This window comes from Rothia sp. HSID18067, from assembly GCF_003989445.1.
In the GTDB taxonomy this organism is placed as follows: Bacteria; Actinomycetota; Actinomycetes; order Actinomycetales; family Micrococcaceae; genus Rothia; species Rothia aeria.
The window spans coordinates 44,292-60,944 of record NZ_RBMF01000001.1 but is presented as its reverse complement, the minus strand read 5'-3'; the positions used below and the strand labels follow the sequence as shown (position 1 = coordinate 60,944).

General features: G+C 54.9%; 18 protein-coding genes. 2 read left to right on the top strand and 16 right to left on the bottom strand.

The annotated features are described in order from the left end of the window. Positions 1-497: 497 nt before the first annotated feature. The 3 genes from D8M23_RS00315 to D8M23_RS00305 form a co-directional block, all read right to left on the bottom strand. On the bottom strand, positions 498-974 hold the full coding sequence (locus D8M23_RS00315) for a DUF4303 domain-containing protein (RefSeq protein WP_126853003.1): 477 nt from the start codon (positions 972-974) through the stop codon (positions 498-500). 145 nt (positions 975-1,119) lie between these two features. Further along, positions 1,120-1,473: a hypothetical protein gene (locus D8M23_RS00310; RefSeq protein WP_126853001.1), complete on the bottom strand. Its 354-nt coding sequence runs from the start codon at positions 1,471-1,473 to the stop codon at positions 1,120-1,122. A 35-nt stretch (positions 1,474-1,508) separates the two neighbouring features. Continuing rightward, on the bottom strand, positions 1,509-1,940 hold the full coding sequence (locus D8M23_RS00305) for a MarR family winged helix-turn-helix transcriptional regulator (RefSeq protein WP_126852999.1): 432 nt from the start codon (positions 1,938-1,940) through the stop codon (positions 1,509-1,511). A gap of 337 nt (positions 1,941-2,277) precedes the next feature. Between D8M23_RS00305 and D8M23_RS00300 the strand changes: the two genes are divergently transcribed. Next, positions 2,278-2,967 (top strand): hypothetical protein, encoded by a 690-nt coding sequence (locus D8M23_RS00300; RefSeq protein WP_126852998.1) that lies wholly within the window; start codon positions 2,278-2,280, stop codon positions 2,965-2,967. Next, positions 2,964-3,677 carry a uracil phosphoribosyltransferase gene (locus tag D8M23_RS00295; RefSeq protein WP_126852996.1) on the top strand — a complete coding sequence of 238 codons (714 nt, stop codon included), beginning with the start codon at positions 2,964-2,966 and terminating at the stop codon, positions 3,675-3,677. The genes D8M23_RS00300 and D8M23_RS00295 overlap by 4 nt, the downstream gene beginning before the upstream one ends. A 472-nt stretch (positions 3,678-4,149) precedes the next feature. On the opposite strand, the gene guaA is transcribed toward D8M23_RS00295, so the two are convergent. From guaA to guaB, 13 genes are all read right to left on the bottom strand, one after another. After that, positions 4,150-5,742, bottom strand: coding sequence for a glutamine-hydrolyzing GMP synthase (gene guaA, locus D8M23_RS00290; protein WP_094757588.1), 1,593 nt, complete (start codon positions 5,740-5,742; stop codon positions 4,150-4,152). Between the two features lie 136 nt (positions 5,743-5,878). Further along, on the bottom strand, positions 5,879-6,484 hold the full coding sequence (locus D8M23_RS00285) for a DUF3817 domain-containing protein (RefSeq protein WP_006888714.1): 606 nt from the start codon (positions 6,482-6,484) through the stop codon (positions 5,879-5,881). Positions 6,485-6,542: 58 nt separating this feature from the next. Next, a complete protein-coding gene (locus D8M23_RS00280) occupies positions 6,543-7,517 on the bottom strand; it encodes an SURF1 family protein (protein ID WP_126852994.1) in 975 nt (324 codons plus the stop codon). A gap of 180 nt (positions 7,518-7,697) precedes the next feature. Further along, complete coding sequence (locus tag D8M23_RS00275; RefSeq protein WP_126852992.1) at positions 7,698-8,234, bottom strand: DUF6301 family protein; 537 nt, start codon at positions 8,232-8,234, stop codon at positions 7,698-7,700. A gap of 112 nt (positions 8,235-8,346) precedes the next feature. Further along, positions 8,347-8,988: an SMI1/KNR4 family protein gene (locus D8M23_RS00270; protein WP_126852990.1), complete on the bottom strand. Its 642-nt coding sequence runs from the start codon at positions 8,986-8,988 to the stop codon at positions 8,347-8,349. 151 nt (positions 8,989-9,139) lie between these two features. After that, positions 9,140-9,565 carry a hypothetical protein gene (locus D8M23_RS00265; RefSeq protein ID WP_126852988.1) on the bottom strand — a complete coding sequence of 142 codons (426 nt, stop codon included), beginning with the start codon at positions 9,563-9,565 and terminating at the stop codon, positions 9,140-9,142. A gap of 217 nt (positions 9,566-9,782) precedes the next feature. Then, a complete protein-coding gene (locus D8M23_RS00260; protein ID WP_126852986.1) occupies positions 9,783-10,331 on the bottom strand; it encodes a DUF6301 family protein in 549 nt (182 codons plus the stop codon). 208 nt (positions 10,332-10,539) lie between these two features. Then, entirely contained in the window at positions 10,540-10,866 is a 327-nt protein-coding gene (locus D8M23_RS00255) for an NTP pyrophosphohydrolase (RefSeq protein WP_202976109.1), read from the bottom strand. A gap of 496 nt (positions 10,867-11,362) precedes the next feature. Then, entirely contained in the window at positions 11,363-11,674 is a 312-nt protein-coding gene (locus D8M23_RS00250; protein WP_126852984.1) for a hypothetical protein, read from the bottom strand. 765 nt (positions 11,675-12,439) lie between these two features. After that, complete coding sequence (locus D8M23_RS00245; protein ID WP_126852983.1) at positions 12,440-12,865, bottom strand: hypothetical protein; 426 nt, start codon at positions 12,863-12,865, stop codon at positions 12,440-12,442. A 93-nt stretch (positions 12,866-12,958) separates the two neighbouring features. After that, positions 12,959-13,339: a hypothetical protein gene (locus D8M23_RS00240; RefSeq protein WP_202976108.1), complete on the bottom strand. Its 381-nt coding sequence runs from the start codon at positions 13,337-13,339 to the stop codon at positions 12,959-12,961. Between the two features lie 463 nt (positions 13,340-13,802). Further along, positions 13,803-14,933 (bottom strand): GuaB3 family IMP dehydrogenase-related protein, encoded by a 1,131-nt coding sequence (locus tag D8M23_RS00235; protein WP_126852979.1) that lies wholly within the window; start codon positions 14,931-14,933, stop codon positions 13,803-13,805. 104 nt (positions 14,934-15,037) lie between these two features. After that, positions 15,038-16,555: an IMP dehydrogenase gene (guaB, locus tag D8M23_RS00230; protein WP_006888789.1), complete on the bottom strand. Its 1,518-nt coding sequence runs from the start codon at positions 16,553-16,555 to the stop codon at positions 15,038-15,040. Between the last annotated feature and the right edge of the window lie 98 nt (positions 16,556-16,653).

Here is a 16,653-nt window from a genome sequence, read left to right as displayed (position 1 = left end):
GAGTGAATAGTGGAGTATGTGTTTATGGTACTCCCCATCGCAGACTACCCGACTAAAGTAAGGCTAAGAAATACCCGCGAAAAGGTGTTGCAGGTTTCTTTTAGTGTTTAGTTGAGGTGGTCTTTTTATGGCCCGGAAGTTTCTTTATTCTCAATTCTATACGCACATTCTTTACATTTTCCACTCACACATCCTGCAATCTTTAGGTGAGTTTTAGGTGTAGCAGCAGGGGAAGGTTGAAGGAAATAGTGTGTCCATTATCGCGCCGACTAGGGGTTATGTTCTGCCGTACCGGTCGTGATTGTTACGGCGCACTCCCCCGGTGCTGCGGTACCAACAGCATTTTTATACGCTGCTGAGGGGCTAAACCGTGTAGTACTCCCGGCGCTCTTGTCTCATTCACAGGAGCTTGAGCACACATGCACACAGTGCGGGAGCTGTTTTTGCGTGCTTTTATAGTTCCCAGGTTTATGCTGCATTTAGTTATGACCGGATGCCTATGGCCGGGTGAGGAAAGCGTTGAGGGTTCGGCCTGAGTTAATATCGCGTGCAGTCATATTTTCTATATTTTCGGCATTGTCGTCATCTGTTATGGTCACGAAAAAGCAGATGGTGTCGGTATCGCACCCGGTGCGCGCAACATCTTGTTGCAGGTGTTTGAGGGCTTGAACAAACACGGGCAGAACGGTGTCTTGCAGTGAATCTCCTGAACGATCCAGCAGCCGCCACAGTTTCTTGCTCACCCCCGGCAGTTTACTGTTATTGAGCTGGTCGCTAGTGTACTCCCAGCTGTATATATCCCAGTCGTAGCTTGTGGGGTCGCCCGCTTCACGTACGGTGTTCATGCTCATAAAGACCGAGCCGAAGTCGCTGTCTGTCACTAAGGCGCAGCCGTAGATGGTTTTCTCCCCTGCCAGTTTTTGCAGACCGTAAAAATCGTGAATGACAGCTTCGGTCACCATCTTTTGCAGCATATTTCTCCTTTATATTCTTGCACCAACTGTACAATAGTCTAAACGCAGCCGCAGAAAGAGAGCACTTTTCCACCTCGGCCGAGCTGTATAGGAGCAGAAATTATACGCACAGTTCCCAAAGTTCGGCGACCCCAGCGGATGGCCTCTATACGCCCGGTACTGCACAGGCAACAACTGTATGAATCACCGCGCTAAGTGAAGGGAAAAGCACCATGCCCCATTCTTTGCGGGTGCAGCCAATCAATGCGTCACCCACCTGCATGACCGCAAAAGTCACAAGAAGCAGGGAAACGGCACCGCCTCGAAAATAGAAGGGTGCAATAAGCACGGCTATTCCGGCCGGTATGGCGCGCACAGCATACATATACACATAGAAACGAGCATTAGCATCAACAGAAGAAGCGTGAACCATAAGCCCTGGACGATATATCGCCAAAAATGCGCTGGCGATTGTTACGAGTGCAGAAATAGTGTTTACGGTTAATAGAACGGGATTCATATCTAAACCTCCGCCGGTAGCTTTTCGTATGTGTTTTATTCCTTAAGCTGCTGAGATAAAACGTCTAGGGTTTTAAGAGCGGCACTCACAGATTCATGCTGATGCCCCCCGCTCCACTGTTCAACCTGCTGGCGCCAGCGTTTGCGGATTTCCGCTAGTTTCCGCTCGCCGTGTTCGGTCAAAGAGTACCGCGGGGAACGTTTATGCGCGGGGTTTTCGATGGGCATAACCAGCCCCTCATCCCGCAGGAGGTTGAGCTGCTTTTGCACACCCTGCCGGGTTATTCCCATGCGTTCAGCGATTTGAGGTGATGTACTCGGTTCTTTCGCCATTGAGATTGCGCCTAATACCTGCCAGCGCGCTGTTGTGAGGCCGCTTTCGGCGGCGAACCGGTCTCCCCATGTGGTGAGTGCCCCGTTCATACGGAAGATCTGCACCACGAGTTCGCTCAGTAATGAAGCATCCATTTTTCCTCCAGCAGCAATTATGACAACCAGTTTACAAATATGACAACTGGTTGTCAATACTCAGGACAGGTGCTGGCGGGAAACGGGATAGAGGGAAAATAAAAACGGGAGCAGACATTTGCGGTGAGAACGCAGCCTACACTCCGAAGAAAATCTGCGATCCCGATTTACTGTTATCTAGGGAGTACCCCACTAATAGATACCCCATAAAGCGTTAGAAACCCTGCTTTATTCACATAAATAACCTGTTTGATTTTAGGAAAATTGAAAACATTATTTTTGAGAATATTCAGGGAGCTTCCACTGAATACCCAGGCTATAAGCTTAGGGTGAAGCTGTGACTACTAATAAAGACCTTTCAAAACCTGAGCATGGAACAATTCAGACTCAAGATGTTCATGATGTCAAGAAAGAATTAGCGGCAGATTCGACTGAGAAGCAGAACTCGTTTCCTCCTGCTCTTATAACTGTGCAGATTATAAGGACTGCTCTTGAGCTCATATTGGTAGTGCTGTTACTGCCATTGCTCTCTAATCCTTTAGTCCTAATCCTTTTTTCGCCTTTTGGTTTGTATTTTGTTTTGCAGGCTGTGGCATGGTCACGGGCAGAGAAAGAAACTCGGCTCGCTTGGGTTAGGGGAACTAATGTTTATAGCTTGCTAATTGTTGCGCCTCTTGGCGCTTTTTATACATTGTTCGTGATTGAGACGTCGGTTCCAAATGCTGATGTTCGACCGTTGTGGTGGATGCTAGGTGCCTGCGTGCTTGAAGCGATCATGAGCATTTTTATGATCGTTACGATAACCGTGATTAAAAGGAAATATCCTCATGCTTTTCAGGATAAGAGAGTCACTGTCGCTAAACCTCGAATATATGACGATGCTCTAAACGGTTCTCCGGGAAAGGCGTACGAGTTGGGTGATGAATCAGAATCCTTGAAGAAGCATCATGAAGATCCGATTGTAGAAATTCCTTGGCAGCACGTTAAAGTTAGGTCGCAGAAGAAAGATAAGGGTGAACAGCAATGAGCACCGATAAGAATTTTTCAACCGCTGATAATAATGATCCGCAGCCTCCCGTGGAAAAGCAAAGTGCATCGAATAATCCGGAGAATTCCCAACAAGAGCCAAAATATACACAGCTGTATGGCTTAGAAGGTGCCGACGGTAAGATGTCCTTGGATCCCCAGGCATCCCGGGGGTCTCAGGGCGCTGAGGGAAAGGAAGAGCCTCATAAACGCATATCACAACAGTTTGATATAGACCCCAACACCCGCGAGCCTCTTCTCATCGCACAGGCTATCAAGAATATTCTAATTATTATTCCTGCGCTTATCATACTGGTTTTTCTTGTCGGTGGATTTATTTTCGGTTTGATTCATGAGATTGATAATATTTCCCTGACTATCATAACTATTTTAATCATTATTGCACTGCCCTATATAGTTCACGTTATCTTGCAGGTTGTCGCGTTTATGCGGTTTAGGAAATCAGTCAAGTTTCGGTGGATACGAGGCGCCAATATTTACGGCCTTATTGTTGCCCCGATCTCCGAGGTTACCTATGTGCCGTTTATGCTAGAGCGGATTCTTGATCCATCTTCATCTGCCGAGAGCTCTTTTACAATAGTGGGGGTTATAGTAGCCCTTTACGAGGTTATTTTGGGCATCTTAACGATTATCATCATGACGAATAGTATTAAGAAGACCACCCAACTTTCAGAAAAAACTGAGGGTTAATCATTAGAGGCACCCCTAGAGGACAGTAAAAACAACGATTCCTGCCCCTAATAGTGCGTGACTCTTATCTATAACACCATCCCCATTTCTCATGATGGGAAAGCCGATATTATCAGTTATTGGTACTGCTTTTCTCATTATGCTGGTAACACTTATTGTAAGGTTTATTCACTTTGCAGGTTTGAGCCCCGGCAAAACCACAAGCAGAACAATATCGAGAACACCAGCAGGATTTTCTCGCAACCAAGCCTACACCTGTTACCAAGTACGCTTCAGACTTTTACATTCCCATCAATGGATATCCGAAACTGTGCTCTGTTGCAGAAGAAATTGAAGAAGTCTTCCAAAGTCATGCCACAAGCCTTCACGAGAAATACAAAGCCGCCCGGCGCATCCTGACAGCTCAGAACACACCGGGCGGCTTACCTATCCAAAACTGGGTGAAACTCTAGGCGGCTACTCCCCTAGTGTGTTACTCCCACTCAATGGTTCCTGGGGGTTTGGAGGTTACATCCAGCACCACACGGTTCACGTCTTTGACTTCGTTCGTAATCCGGTTCGAGATTTTTGCCAGCAGATCATAGGGCAGGCGCGACCAGTCGGCAGTCATCGCATCCTCTGAAGAAACCGGGCGCAGCACAATCGGATGCCCGTAAGTGCGGCCATCGCCCTGCACGCCCACCGAACGCACACCGGAGAGAAGAACCACGGGGCACTGCCAAATATGCTCGTCCTGACCGGCGGCGGTCAGCTCTTCACGCACAATCGCATCCGCCGCGCGCAGGGTCTCAAGGTTCTCGCGGGTCACCTCACCCACAATGCGGATACCCAGACCGGGGCCGGGGAACGGCTGACGCGCCACGATCTTCTCGGGAACACCCAGCTGACGACCAATCGCGCGAACCTCATCCTTAAACAGGGTACGCAGCGGCTCGACCAGCTCAAACGCCAAGTCCTCAGGCAGACCACCCACATTGTGATGCGATTTAATATTCGCCGCACCCTCGCCGCCGCCGGATTCAACCACATCCGGGTACAGGGTGCCCTGCACCAGGAACTTGATCTGCGCGCCCTCTTCGCCCGCTTCCTCAATGAGCTTGCGCTCGGCCTGCTCAAAGGAGCGAATGAACTCGCGGCCAATAATCTTACGCTTCTGCTCGGGATCACTCACGCCAGCCAATGCGGTGAGGAAACGCTCTGACTCGTCAATGGTAATCACACGGATACCCATTGACGCGGCGTAATCCTGCTCAACCTGTTCACGCTCACCCGCGCGCAGCAGCCCGTGGTCGATAAAGAAGCAAGTCAACTGATCGCCCACGGCCTTATGCACGAGAGCCGCAGCAACAGAAGAATCCACGCCGCCAGAAAGCGCACAAATCACGCGGTCTTCGCCAACCTGCTCACGAATCTTCGCAACCTGTTCCTCAATAATATTGGCGGTTGACCAGGTGGGTTTAAGCCCAGCAATGTTATACAGGAAATTCTCAAGCGCAACCTGGCCGTAGTCGGAGTGCTTCACCTCGGGGTGCCACTGCACGCCGCCCAGCTTGCGGTGCTCATCCACGAACGCCGCCACGGACGCACCCGGGGTCTGCGCCAGAACCTCAAACCCGGCGGGGGCTTCGGTCACGGAATCGCCGTGCGACATCCACACGTTCTGCGTCTGCGGGGTGCCAGTGAGGAACGAAGAATCAACTGCACACAAAGTTGCGTCGGTTGCGCCGTATTCACGGGAACCAGTCTGCGCCACGGTACCGCCCAAGGTTTGCGCCATCACCTGAAAACCGTAGCAGATGCCGAAGACCGGCACGCCAGCCTCAAATAGTGCCCTATCGCCGCGGGGGGCGCCATCGGCATACACCGATGAAGGCCCGCCCGAAAGCACAATCGCGGCGGGGTTTTTAGCGAGCATCTTTTCGGTGCTCATAGAGTGGGGAACGATTTCAGAGTAGATACCCGCCTCACGCACGCGACGAGCAATAAGCTGCGCATACTGGGCACCGTAATCTACCACCAGAACCGGACGCTCTTCAAGCTGATCCGGGTGTACAGAGTCGGTCACGGATTTTCCTCACGTGTCAGGTCGAAATTCCGCGCGAGCGCGCGAAGTCTTGTATTTCTATTCTACGGGAGAGATAAAGGTTTTATGTGGTGCTCTCACAACAGTTCTCGTGGCGGTTCTCACCGGCGCCAGGGGCCTAGTACCGCTTAGTCGCCTGCGGGTTAGCGTCAAGCTGCGCCAGGGTTTCTGCGTGGATGCGCTTCTCAACAATGAATGAGAGGAACGGCACCACGCCGCCGAGCGCCATCACAATAAACTGGGCTATACCCCAGCGCATGAGCAGCCAGATACGGAAGCATGACACTAAATAGATCACGTAGAACCAGCCGTGAATAATAAGCACCAGGGTGGAGATGTTCACCCCGCCGGTGAGATTACCGGTTTCGCGGTTCAGCACCCCCAAGGCCACAGACTTGCCGCTTGCCGCCTCCGTACCACCGGCTACCAGGTCGAAGCCCAGCACGTAACGGCTGATCATCTCAAGAACCAGCAGCAGCAGGAAGGTACCGGATATCCAGGCGCACCATTTATAGAAGGTGAGCGCCGAACGAATCTGCGCCTGCGTACCACCGAATTTTTTGCGCACCGTAAACCCGCCCTGGGGCGCATGCCCGGCCCCGTCCGCAGGTGCCTTTGAGGCGTTCGGGGACAGGGTGACTTTGCGCCCGTCGGTGCGTTCCACCGGCTGGGGTGCCCCAGGGGTGGGTGTGCTATCTGTCTCGGAACCGTGTTCTTTACTCATATTCACCTTTCGTGTGTGCAGTGGTGATGCAAAACCTAGCTATGAAGAACGGTCGTTCTTATTTTTTCGTGTGGGGCTCTCCCGGAGAGGAGGCGCTGGGGGCGTCGTCGAAGAAATAGTATTGCTTATCGGCAGGGTCCCAATAGTAGGGGCGTCCGGTGGCCTCCTCCACAAAGTATTCGCCCTCGTACTCGAAATACTGGGTGTATTCGGCGGGTTCGGCGGCGCGGTGCGCCGCATCCTTAAGCATGCGGCCCCACAGGTAGAGGGCGAACGCCGCGAAAATCAGCCATTCAAGCGAGTAGAAAATATTCAGCCAGTTCACGCTCGTATCATCCACCGCCTGAGTGGCGCGGATCGGCCGCACATCCTGCGACTGCCCGATCACCGTAGAATTCTCGGCAATCGTATGATGCTCAGTCACGGGGATAGTCTGCCCCTCGGGGACCTCAGCGGCCAGTGCCAGCACCCCGTCGTATAGGGGCGTATCCCACAGGTTACTGAGCTGCGCCGGGGATGCGCTCTCAAGAATCCGCTGCTGTTGGCGCTTATATTCGGTGGGCCCCTGCGCGTTAACCACCCGGCCCGCCACCTCAACGGTGCCGGTCGGCTCGGCGGGGATAGCCGCAGGCGCATCCCCTTCACCTTTCACCCAGGCGCGGGCCACAACAATAGCGCGGGGCTTGGTGCTCCCCTGGGCGGTCACAGTATCAGTGCCTTCGGGGATGAATTCGCTCAGCACCCAGTAGCCGCGTTCCCCATCGTTGAGGCGGTGCGCCACCAGCATGGAAGACCCCGCAACGTAGCTGCCCTTCGCCCGCACCACGGTATCTACAGTAATATTAGTGACCGGCTCATGAGGTTTCAGGATGTCCGTGTAGGGCCGCAGAGTATCTTTGGCAGTGTCCGCGTGCACCTGGCCCGACGTGGAGGCGTTAAACTGCCAGCTGGAGAGCGCAACAAACCCCGTCACGAAGACGAGAGCCAGCAAAAGCCCGCCCAACCAGCGGGGAGTAAACGCCAATTTCCACACGTATCTAGGGTAACGCGTCTGCGTGATGTGCCCCTAACGCCGTTGGTAACCTACGCGGGGAAAAGTCCCGGTGAATAGTTTGCAGAGATGCGTCGCTTCCCAGTGTAGAACGCAGTCTAGCCGGTACGGTAAGGACCCAGAACCAAAAAATAGCTGGCAGCAAACCAGCGGCGCACAGCGTTAAAGCTCCCCGCCCTCCGCAAAATACTTCTCTTCAGCTTCAGTAAGATCAGTCATCGCTGGCGATTCAATTGTCGCGGACACAAGCCTTGTAGCGACTCCTAAACCGACACTTGCGCGCGACGGCAAACGCCAAACCAAGGTCTCTACTTCGCTGCTAGGGCCAGGGGTTGCAGCCCCGTACAGTGATGTGAGTCCGGCGATATAGTCTGAACGTGCCGACTGTATCAATGCACTAATTTCCGGGGTTGGATCCGGGGATGCGAGGCTGGTCAAGCGGAAAGAAATCCCGGATACGAATTGGTTGTTACTGACGTCTAGGCTTATGTGGCCGTCTTCCTCTCCGTTGCTGACGGGAGTAACGAAAAATTCTCCATTGTCTGGAGCAGGTGTCCACCCGAACTGGTCTCGCAGCGAGAAAGCCTCCTCGACGGTCATGGGCCATCGATGCTCAGCTATTGCTCGGATGATGGCCACCGCTTGCTCGACCGGATACGCGCGAAAACCTGACGGTGTGGAGTTTGCTTCATTTAACATATGAGAATTCGGTCTCTCTTCTGGGATTTTTAGAGCTTGTCGATAGATTCTTAAGATGCTGAGCAGCCTCGGGCGTGAGAACGCCATAGCCCACCTAGCTATGCGAACTACGTCAGTCTTCCCCTTCATTGGGGCGGGTATCGAGGACAGCGTGGGGAACGCCGTCGGGCTTGGGGCCGAAGTCCTTTCTGAGGTCGGCGGTTTCGAGCTTGTTGTACTCCATCATAGACAGGTAATAGTCCAGAAGATCGTCGTAGCGTCCTAGTACTTCACCGCGCACCCACGAGGCAGTCCCCTCTGCTGGGGTACCGGGCCGCCCCATCAGAACGATATCAATCGACCCCTGTGCGGCGGCAACCATGAAATGGTCAGCAGCGATAACACCGTCTGAAGCCATAGCCTCAATGCACTCCTCCAGCTCCAGCTGAACCCCGCCCAGCCTACGCAGTTCGCCGCCAAGAAGGTCACTGGTGGAGAAGATCGTCATGTCCTGGTAGAAGCAGGGCCAGCCGTCGGCTACCTTGAGAAAGTCACGGTAGGACTTTGGCAAACGAAAACCCAGCTGAGCCTCAGTACGTGCCAGTGTTTCTTCAGAGGCTCCTGTATTGGGCGGTGCGTAGTCCCACAGGCCCTTCCAGTCGGCCTCCATCCGCTCCTGGTTAATCTCCTGCCCCCAGCTCAGGTAGTCCTGCCACGTCCATTCCGACATAGCCCGATTTGTCCCGCTGGGTACACCAATAGCCTCATCTGTCATGCGCCTTAGCCTCTTCCTATCTCCTATCCGGCTCTAAAAACCAGCTCTGCTGCCGCAGCAACCAATCACTACTAGTTTGCCGGTATCGCCATAATCTCAGGGTCTACCGCGCCCATATCAGCCTCGCCCCCTTTCACTATGAGTACATCATTCACGAGAAGTACTGAGGGTACTCCACATAAGGGTCATGCTCACGATGATCCACCCACTGATCAAGCACTTGCTGGGGTGTAATTCCCGGAGTCAAGACAGTGTGACCATCGAAAGCACTGGATGTAAACCATAGCACCACGTCAGGGTCTGGGTTCAAAGACCGCACCCACGCGGCAATCTCTACGGCCTCCTCAAAATCTGCCCCATCAACAGATATGAGCCGACCATCAGCGAAATGACTAATAATCGTCGATGCCCCATCAGGGGTAATAATGATGTCGGCATCCGTCAAGCGGTCTTCCTCAGCGGTCCACTGCGCCGTCTTACACCCGGGCCATTTTCGCTGACCCTCACGTAAGAAAGCTTCGACATCAATGAGGGTATCCTCTGAACTGAGAACGGGATATAGGTAATGAACGCCCACAATTTTTCCTCTCGCCTTACCTGCGAAATACCGTAAACCACTGCACGCTACCCGCCTGCCCTATTCATGCTACGGGGTTTAATGCGTCTGTGCCCCGCGTATGGTCATTGTGGTTCTTGCCGCCACAGCATCATTGCATATTTACCGTATTCGACATTCACAGATACCCCTGCTCATGATGATTCACGAGAAGCTACTTTAAGTCTCATGACGAGAGCTAGAATTCCCCTCCCTCTGCGAAATACTTCTCTTCAGCTTCAGTGAGGGCGGTCATCGCTGGCGATTCAATTACGACAGAAATAGATCGATGAGTGATTCCGATGTCGACGCTCACACGTGATGGCAGGTGCCACAAAACACCATCTACGTCACTGCTAGATCTGGCTTCGCCTGTGCCGTATCTCATAGTGAGGGCTTCGACGTACCTCGAATATACTGACCGTATTTCTGACTGAGTGTTAGGATCTGCATCTTTAGGAAGCTGAGAAGTTAATTTGAACCGGATTCCCGATATGTAAATTCTGTTCTCTCGGTCAATGCTTATAGTTCCGTCTTCCTCGCCGTTGCTGACAGGGGTGACGAAAAACCTCCCGTCGTCAGGAGCAGGTGTCCAGCCGAACTGATCTCGCAACGAGAACGCCTCGTCAACAGTCATAGGCCACCGATGCTCAGCTATTGACCGAATGATATTCAATGCCTGATCGACCGAGTACGAACGAAAGCCTGACGTTTCCGAGCCTGCATCATTTGACTTACTAGGGTTCATGGTACTTTCCCAGGCTTTCTAAGGCTTGTCGATAGCTAGTTGAAGATCTGAGCGACTTTAGGTGTGATCTCGGAAGGTGCGCCAGTAGCTTCTACTCTACCAATTTCGCGTCTCGCTCTCCCCCCCCTGATTGCCATCTTTATGTACCCGTTCCGAACATTCTGCTCCGCACCGGGTGGGGTGCGGAGCCATGGTGGTAGGTTGGTGGTTAGACGTCGATTCGGCGCAGCAGGTTGGCCGGTGGTAGGGCGTTGTCCTCGATATAGGTTTGGAAGATGGGGACTGCCTGCTCACCGGTGAAGACCTCCTCGGGGTGAACCTGGATGGTGAAGGGTTCGGGGTTCCCGTTGTCCCAGGACACCGTGGTCCACGCCTCGGGATCGGCCACAGGTTCGCGAGCCACCGTGTAGTGAGTGTAGGAGTCACTTCCGTCGGAAACCCGCACCTCAATAGTCATCGCCTCATGAACACCTGCGGCCTGCATGTAGCTGTTGAGGGAGGGGTCGTTCTTGGGAACGTCCTCCGGCCACAACACCTCCTCCGGAAGCGCACGCACACCAAACGAAAAGAAACCACCAAGTCGTAGGAATTTTGGAGACCCCAGCTGGTCTTTTATCTCGTTGAAAATTATGTTTGGTGTCTGTGGGGTGAGGAAATTGTTCCTTAGGCCGAACCTTGGACTGACGGTCCACGTTGTAAAATACCTTTCCATTTGTACTCCCCCCTCAAGGCTGCTCATAAATATATATCGCTCTAACAACTTCTAAAACTTCGTTGCCACCGAGGTTAACTCATGCTGGGTTGTCAGAGGAGACGGCCCGATTGAATTCTCTCTGCTCTTGTCTAAGAGAGGCTGTGCCGTGATTGTTCTCGATCCTGGTTCACCTTCTGAGCCAGCCTGTCATAGAACCACCCATGTTTGACCCCGTTTACTTAAATCAACCATCCGCTGAAGAGGTTTGCCAGACTCTTCTCTCAGTTGAGAATATAATTTCTCTTCCTTGGTGCTCTTGGCGGTGTCGGCGGAGTTGTCAGGAGAAGTATTCGGGGTACTCCACATAGGGGTCATGCTCACGATGATCCACCCACTGCTCAATGACCTGCTGGGGTGTGATGTCAGGAGTCAGAACGGTATGACCATCAAAGTTGTCGGTGGTAAACCATAGCACCAGGGTGGGGTCCGGGTTAAGGGATCTCACCCAAACGGCAATTTCGGCAGCCTCCTCAAGATCTGCCCCGTCAACAGATATGAGCTGACCGTCGCTGAAGTGACTGATAATCGTCGACGCCCCGTCTGGATCAAGCAGAATTTCTACGTCGGTCTCGCGGTCGACGGACCTCACGGATCTTGTTTTGCAGTCTGGCCAATGCCGCTTTCCCTCGCTGAGGAACGTGTCGGTGTCGGCGATAACGAGCCCTGAGTTGAGGGTTGAGTAGAGATAGCTGACGCCCATGATAACTCCTTATTCTAAGTTTATGGTTTCAGTTGGATGTGCAGTTCGACGTCGGGGCCGAGAATCTCTCGGGTTCGGTTATGCTCACCCCTGCCTTACCACGCCCCCTGCTTCAGTAATCAGGCCACTCATTGTGGACTCAATGCGAGAAAACTCGACAATTGAAACTACTTTAAGTCTCATCGCGAGAGCTAGGATTCCCCTCCCTCTGCGAAATACTTCTCTTCGGCTTCAGTGAGGGCAGTCATTGCTGGTGATTCAATTGTTGCGGACACGAATCTTTTACCAACTCCTAAACCGACACTCGCGTGTGACGGCAAACGCCAAACTAAGGTCTCTACTTCGCTGCTAGGGCCAGGGGTTACAGGTCGTCGCGGCGGGCCTCCTTGATGACGGGTTCCGTCGATTTGGACTCTACTGGACAACATCATCCTGTCCCCCAGGTCGAAACTCACTGAGGACAATATCGGTAGCCATATGAAGAGCATCGAGTCGGTTGCCCACCATGCGGGGTCGGTTCAGGGTAGGGGAAGTATTGCTCCCGTGAGGGCAAAGCGGTGGGGACCGAGCCGGAAGGGTTCGGCCCCCACCGCTGAGTGGGTTGGTCAGTGAGGTACCACAGCCAGAAAACCAACAACGGGCACGGAAGGCAGTCTAGCCGCCGATACGCATCCAGTCAGGAATAGCATTCGGTTCCCGCGGGAAAGCCTCCAGTTCTTGGGCCACATCCTGAGCTGCGTAGGGTGGGTCCAGAACGGGTTCACGGTCATAGTTGAAGTCGGAGACGAGCTTGTAGCCTTGCGAGCTGCTCATGGACAGCCGTGCCCAGGTCCACGCCCCGCCTCCAGGGCGCCCCATAGCCACACGCAGATCCACACCCAGGCGCACTAGCTCCACCGGCAGGGCACTGTTCACCCACTGCCCCTGATGCAGCACCTGACTGCTCACAGCCGCACGGGTGCCGACACCCTCAACCTCAACGACGACCTCCTGAACGCCGTTAGCGCGCATCCACTCACCCCACTGGTTCGCGATCGCCTGCGCGACCTCCATTTGACCTTCAAAAGACCACTCCATCATTATTATTCTCCTTCATCGTCCAAGCGCCCCGCCCAACAAAGACCGGGCGCACAATAAACAAATCTCCTATATTACCGGTCTGCTTCGACCGAGTCAGCTACTCGCCTTCCCCGCCGCCTCACTGGCAGTACTCGACGTATTCGTCTCGGCTTCCCGCGCAGCCTGGGCAGCTTCAGCCTTCTTGCGTGCCCGGCGGGCTCGGTCGCGTTCGCGACGTCGTGCTCGGGCCTCCTCCTTCTTGTGGAAGGCGGCTGCCTTGGTCGCCATCCACTCCGGGATGAACTCAGGATCCCGAGGATGAATCCTCAGCTCCACCGCCGCGTCCTGCTCCCCCATGAGCTCGCCGCGAATAACCGGCTCACGCATCCAGTCCGACTCCTGATGCAGCACACCGTCCGAGGCCTCCATCCACAGGTGCGAGTACAGCCAGGCACCCCGATGGGCGTCCACCTGAGCCGGACGAAGTTTGTACATGGTGAAGTCCAGCTTCGCGGGAAACAGTATGCTCTTGCGCTGACCGTCAATCGTCAGCCAGTTGATGATGTGTCCAGTGCGGTGGATGGCGTGGTAGTCGATGTCGATGCGGGTCCCGCCGCTGTCACGCAGCCAGTCTTGCAGCATGGACTCGAACCGCTCGAAGGCCTTCTCTGCGTCCATCTCTTGCGCACTCATAACTATGCATTCCCCATATCAGTTCGCCCGACCAGTTTCTTCGGTACAGCACCACGCTCACCGGCGTATTACCCACCTACCCTATTCATGCTAGGGGATTCTGCTCGCTTATGCCCCGCGTATGGTCATGTACCCAGCTTCCATGCCTGACTCGGAACAGCACAATGCGCCCCCACCGGGTATTTCACCAGTGGGGGCGCATCACTTTAGCAAAGAGAATGTTCGTTCGGTTCTGGCGTTCTCAACGGAATGCGACTGCCCGCGGTTATCCCCGGTATTCGGGCACAATCGTCATCTCTGCCTTCTGGAATTTCTTCAAATCCAGGTAGCCGCAGTTCGCCATTGCGCGTTTGAGGGCGCCCACAATATTGCGGGTACCATCCACATGGTGCGAGGGCCCATACAGCACCTCTTCGAGAGTTCCAACCACGCCCAGGGGGGTGCGCACCCCGCGCGGGAAGTCCCGCGAATGCGCCTCATTGCCCCAGTACCAGCCCTGGCCCGGCGCCTCAGATGCGCGAGCTAACGGTGCGCCGATCATGACCGCGTCCGCCCCCAGGGCCAGCGCTTTCACGAGGTCCCCGGAGCGGCTAAGCCCGCCGTCGGCAATCACATGCACATACCGCCCGCCGGATTCGTCCAGGTAGTCCGAACGAGCCGCAGCAACATCGGCGATAGCGGTTGCCATTGGGGCGGAAATACCCAGCCCCTTGCGGGTGGTCATTGCCGAACCGCCGCCGAACCCTACCAGCACACCGGCGGCACCAGTACGCATCAGGTGTTTAGCCTGCGAATACCCGGCCACACCGCCAACCATCACCGGCACATCCAGCTCGTAAATGAATTTCTTTAAATTCAGCGGCTCATGCGAGGTTGAGATGTGCTCCGCAGAGACCGACGCGCCGCGAATCACGAACACGTCCACCCCGGCCTGCACCACCGTCTCGTAGTGCTCCTGGGTGTTCTGCGGGGTGAGCGAACCCGCCACAATAACTCCCGAATCACGGATCTGCTCAAGGCGTGCGGTAATCAGCTCAGGCTTAATCGGCTCGGCGTAGATCTGCTGCATACGTCGGGTAGATGATGCCGGGTCAGCCTCAGGAAGCTCAGCGATCTCGTCCAGCAGCGGCTGCGGGTCCTCATACCGGGTCCACAGGCCCTCCAGGTTCAGCACGCCCAGCCCGCCCAGCTGCCCGAGCGCGATCGCGGTCTTCGGGGACATTACCGAGTCCATGGGTGCCCCCACAATGGGGGTGTCAAACCTGAAAGCGTCAATCTGCCACGAGGTGTCCACGTCGCGGCGGTCACGGGTGCGGCGGGTAGGCACCAGCGCCACATCGTCAAGCGCATAGGTGCGGCGGGCACTCTTCGAGAGCCCAATCTGAATATCAGACATGTTTTTCCTTCCGGGTTTCTCCCTACGGAATGGCACCGCCCCGCACCCCAGCCCACGATGGTGCTGCACCATCGTCAGGCTACGGTACGGGCGCGGCAAAAAGTTTAGCGGCGGTAGTTCGGTGCCTCAACGGTCATCATAATGTCGTGCGGGTGCGATTCTTTCAAACCCGCCGGGGTGATGCGCACAAACTTGCCTTTAGTCTTAAGCTCCTCAATGGTGCGTGAACCCACGTAGAACATGGTCTGGCGCAGGCCGCCTTCCAGCTGATGCAGCACCGCAGAGAGCGGACCACGGTACGGAACCTGCCCCTCAATACCCTCGGGGATGAGCTTCTCCTCACTGGACACATCCGACTGGAAGTAACGGTCCTTCGAGTACGACTTGTGGGCGCCGCGGGTCTGCATAGCCCCCAGGGAGCCCATGCCACGGTACGACTTGAACTGCTTACCGTTCATAAAAATCAGATCGCCGGGGGCCTCAGCGGTTCCCGCCAGCAGCGAGCCCAGCATTACGGAGTCGGCGCCCGCAACCAGGGCCTTACCAATCTCACCCGAATGCTGCATACCGCCGTCGGCGATGAGCGGAACACCTGCGGGGATAGCTGCCTTAGCAGACTCATTAATGGCGGTAATCTGCGGTACGCCAACACCAGCAATAATGCGGGTGGTGCAGATCGACCCGGGGCCCACACCAACTTTCACAGCATCCGCGCCCGCATCAATGATGGCTTGCGCGCCTGCGCGTGTTGCCGCCTGGCCGCCAATCACATCAACATGCGCCGCAGCGGGGTCTTTTTTCAGCCGGGCAATCATATCAAGCACACCCTGGGAGTGGCCATTGGCGGTATCAACGAAGAGTGCGTCCACGCCCGCCTCGATGAGGGTCATGGCCCGCTCATACCCGTCACCGAAGAAACCAATTGCTGCACCGGCCCGCAGGCGCCCGTCCTCATCTTTGGTGGCGCGCGGGTACTGCTCGGTTTTCACAAAATCTTTGAGGGTGATCAGCCCGGCCAGTTTACCGGCCGCATCCACCAGGGGAAGGCGCTCAATCTTATTCTTTGACAGTAGGGTAAACGCCTCATCCTTGGTCAGCCCGGGCGTACCGGTGACCAACGGCATGGGGGTCATAATGTCGCGCACATATATGTCGGCGTAGTCGGTGCGGGAAAGGTAACGGATGTCACGGTTGGTGATAATGCCTTCCAGCACACCGTCCTCGCTCACCACCGGCAGGCCCGAAACCTTGTAGTAGCCGCATAGCTTATCGTATTCGTCGATGCTCGCATCCGCACCAATGGTCACGGGGTTAGTGATCATGCCCGATTCGGAGCGTTTCACCCGGTCCACATGCGCCGCCTGATCCTCAATGGAGAGGTTGCGGTGGATCACGCCCAGCCCGCCCAGGCGCGCAATAGCGATCGCCATCTGCGAGTCGGTGACGGTATCCATCGCCGCAGAAATAATGGGGGTGCCCAGAGTAATGCGTTTAGAGAGCCGGGTGGTGGTGTCTGCGTCAGAGGGAATAACATCAGTGTTTCCGGGAAGAAGCAGAACGTCGTCGTAGGTGAGGCCGGTGAAGCCGAAGGGGTCTTCTGACAGGGCGGTGGGGGTGGTCATTCTTTACCTTTCACAACCGTGGAACTCAAGGAGATTTAGTTCAGTCGTATATCTATAGTAAACCGCGTGCATGGTCTTTGCCGGACGGTGGTTCTGTG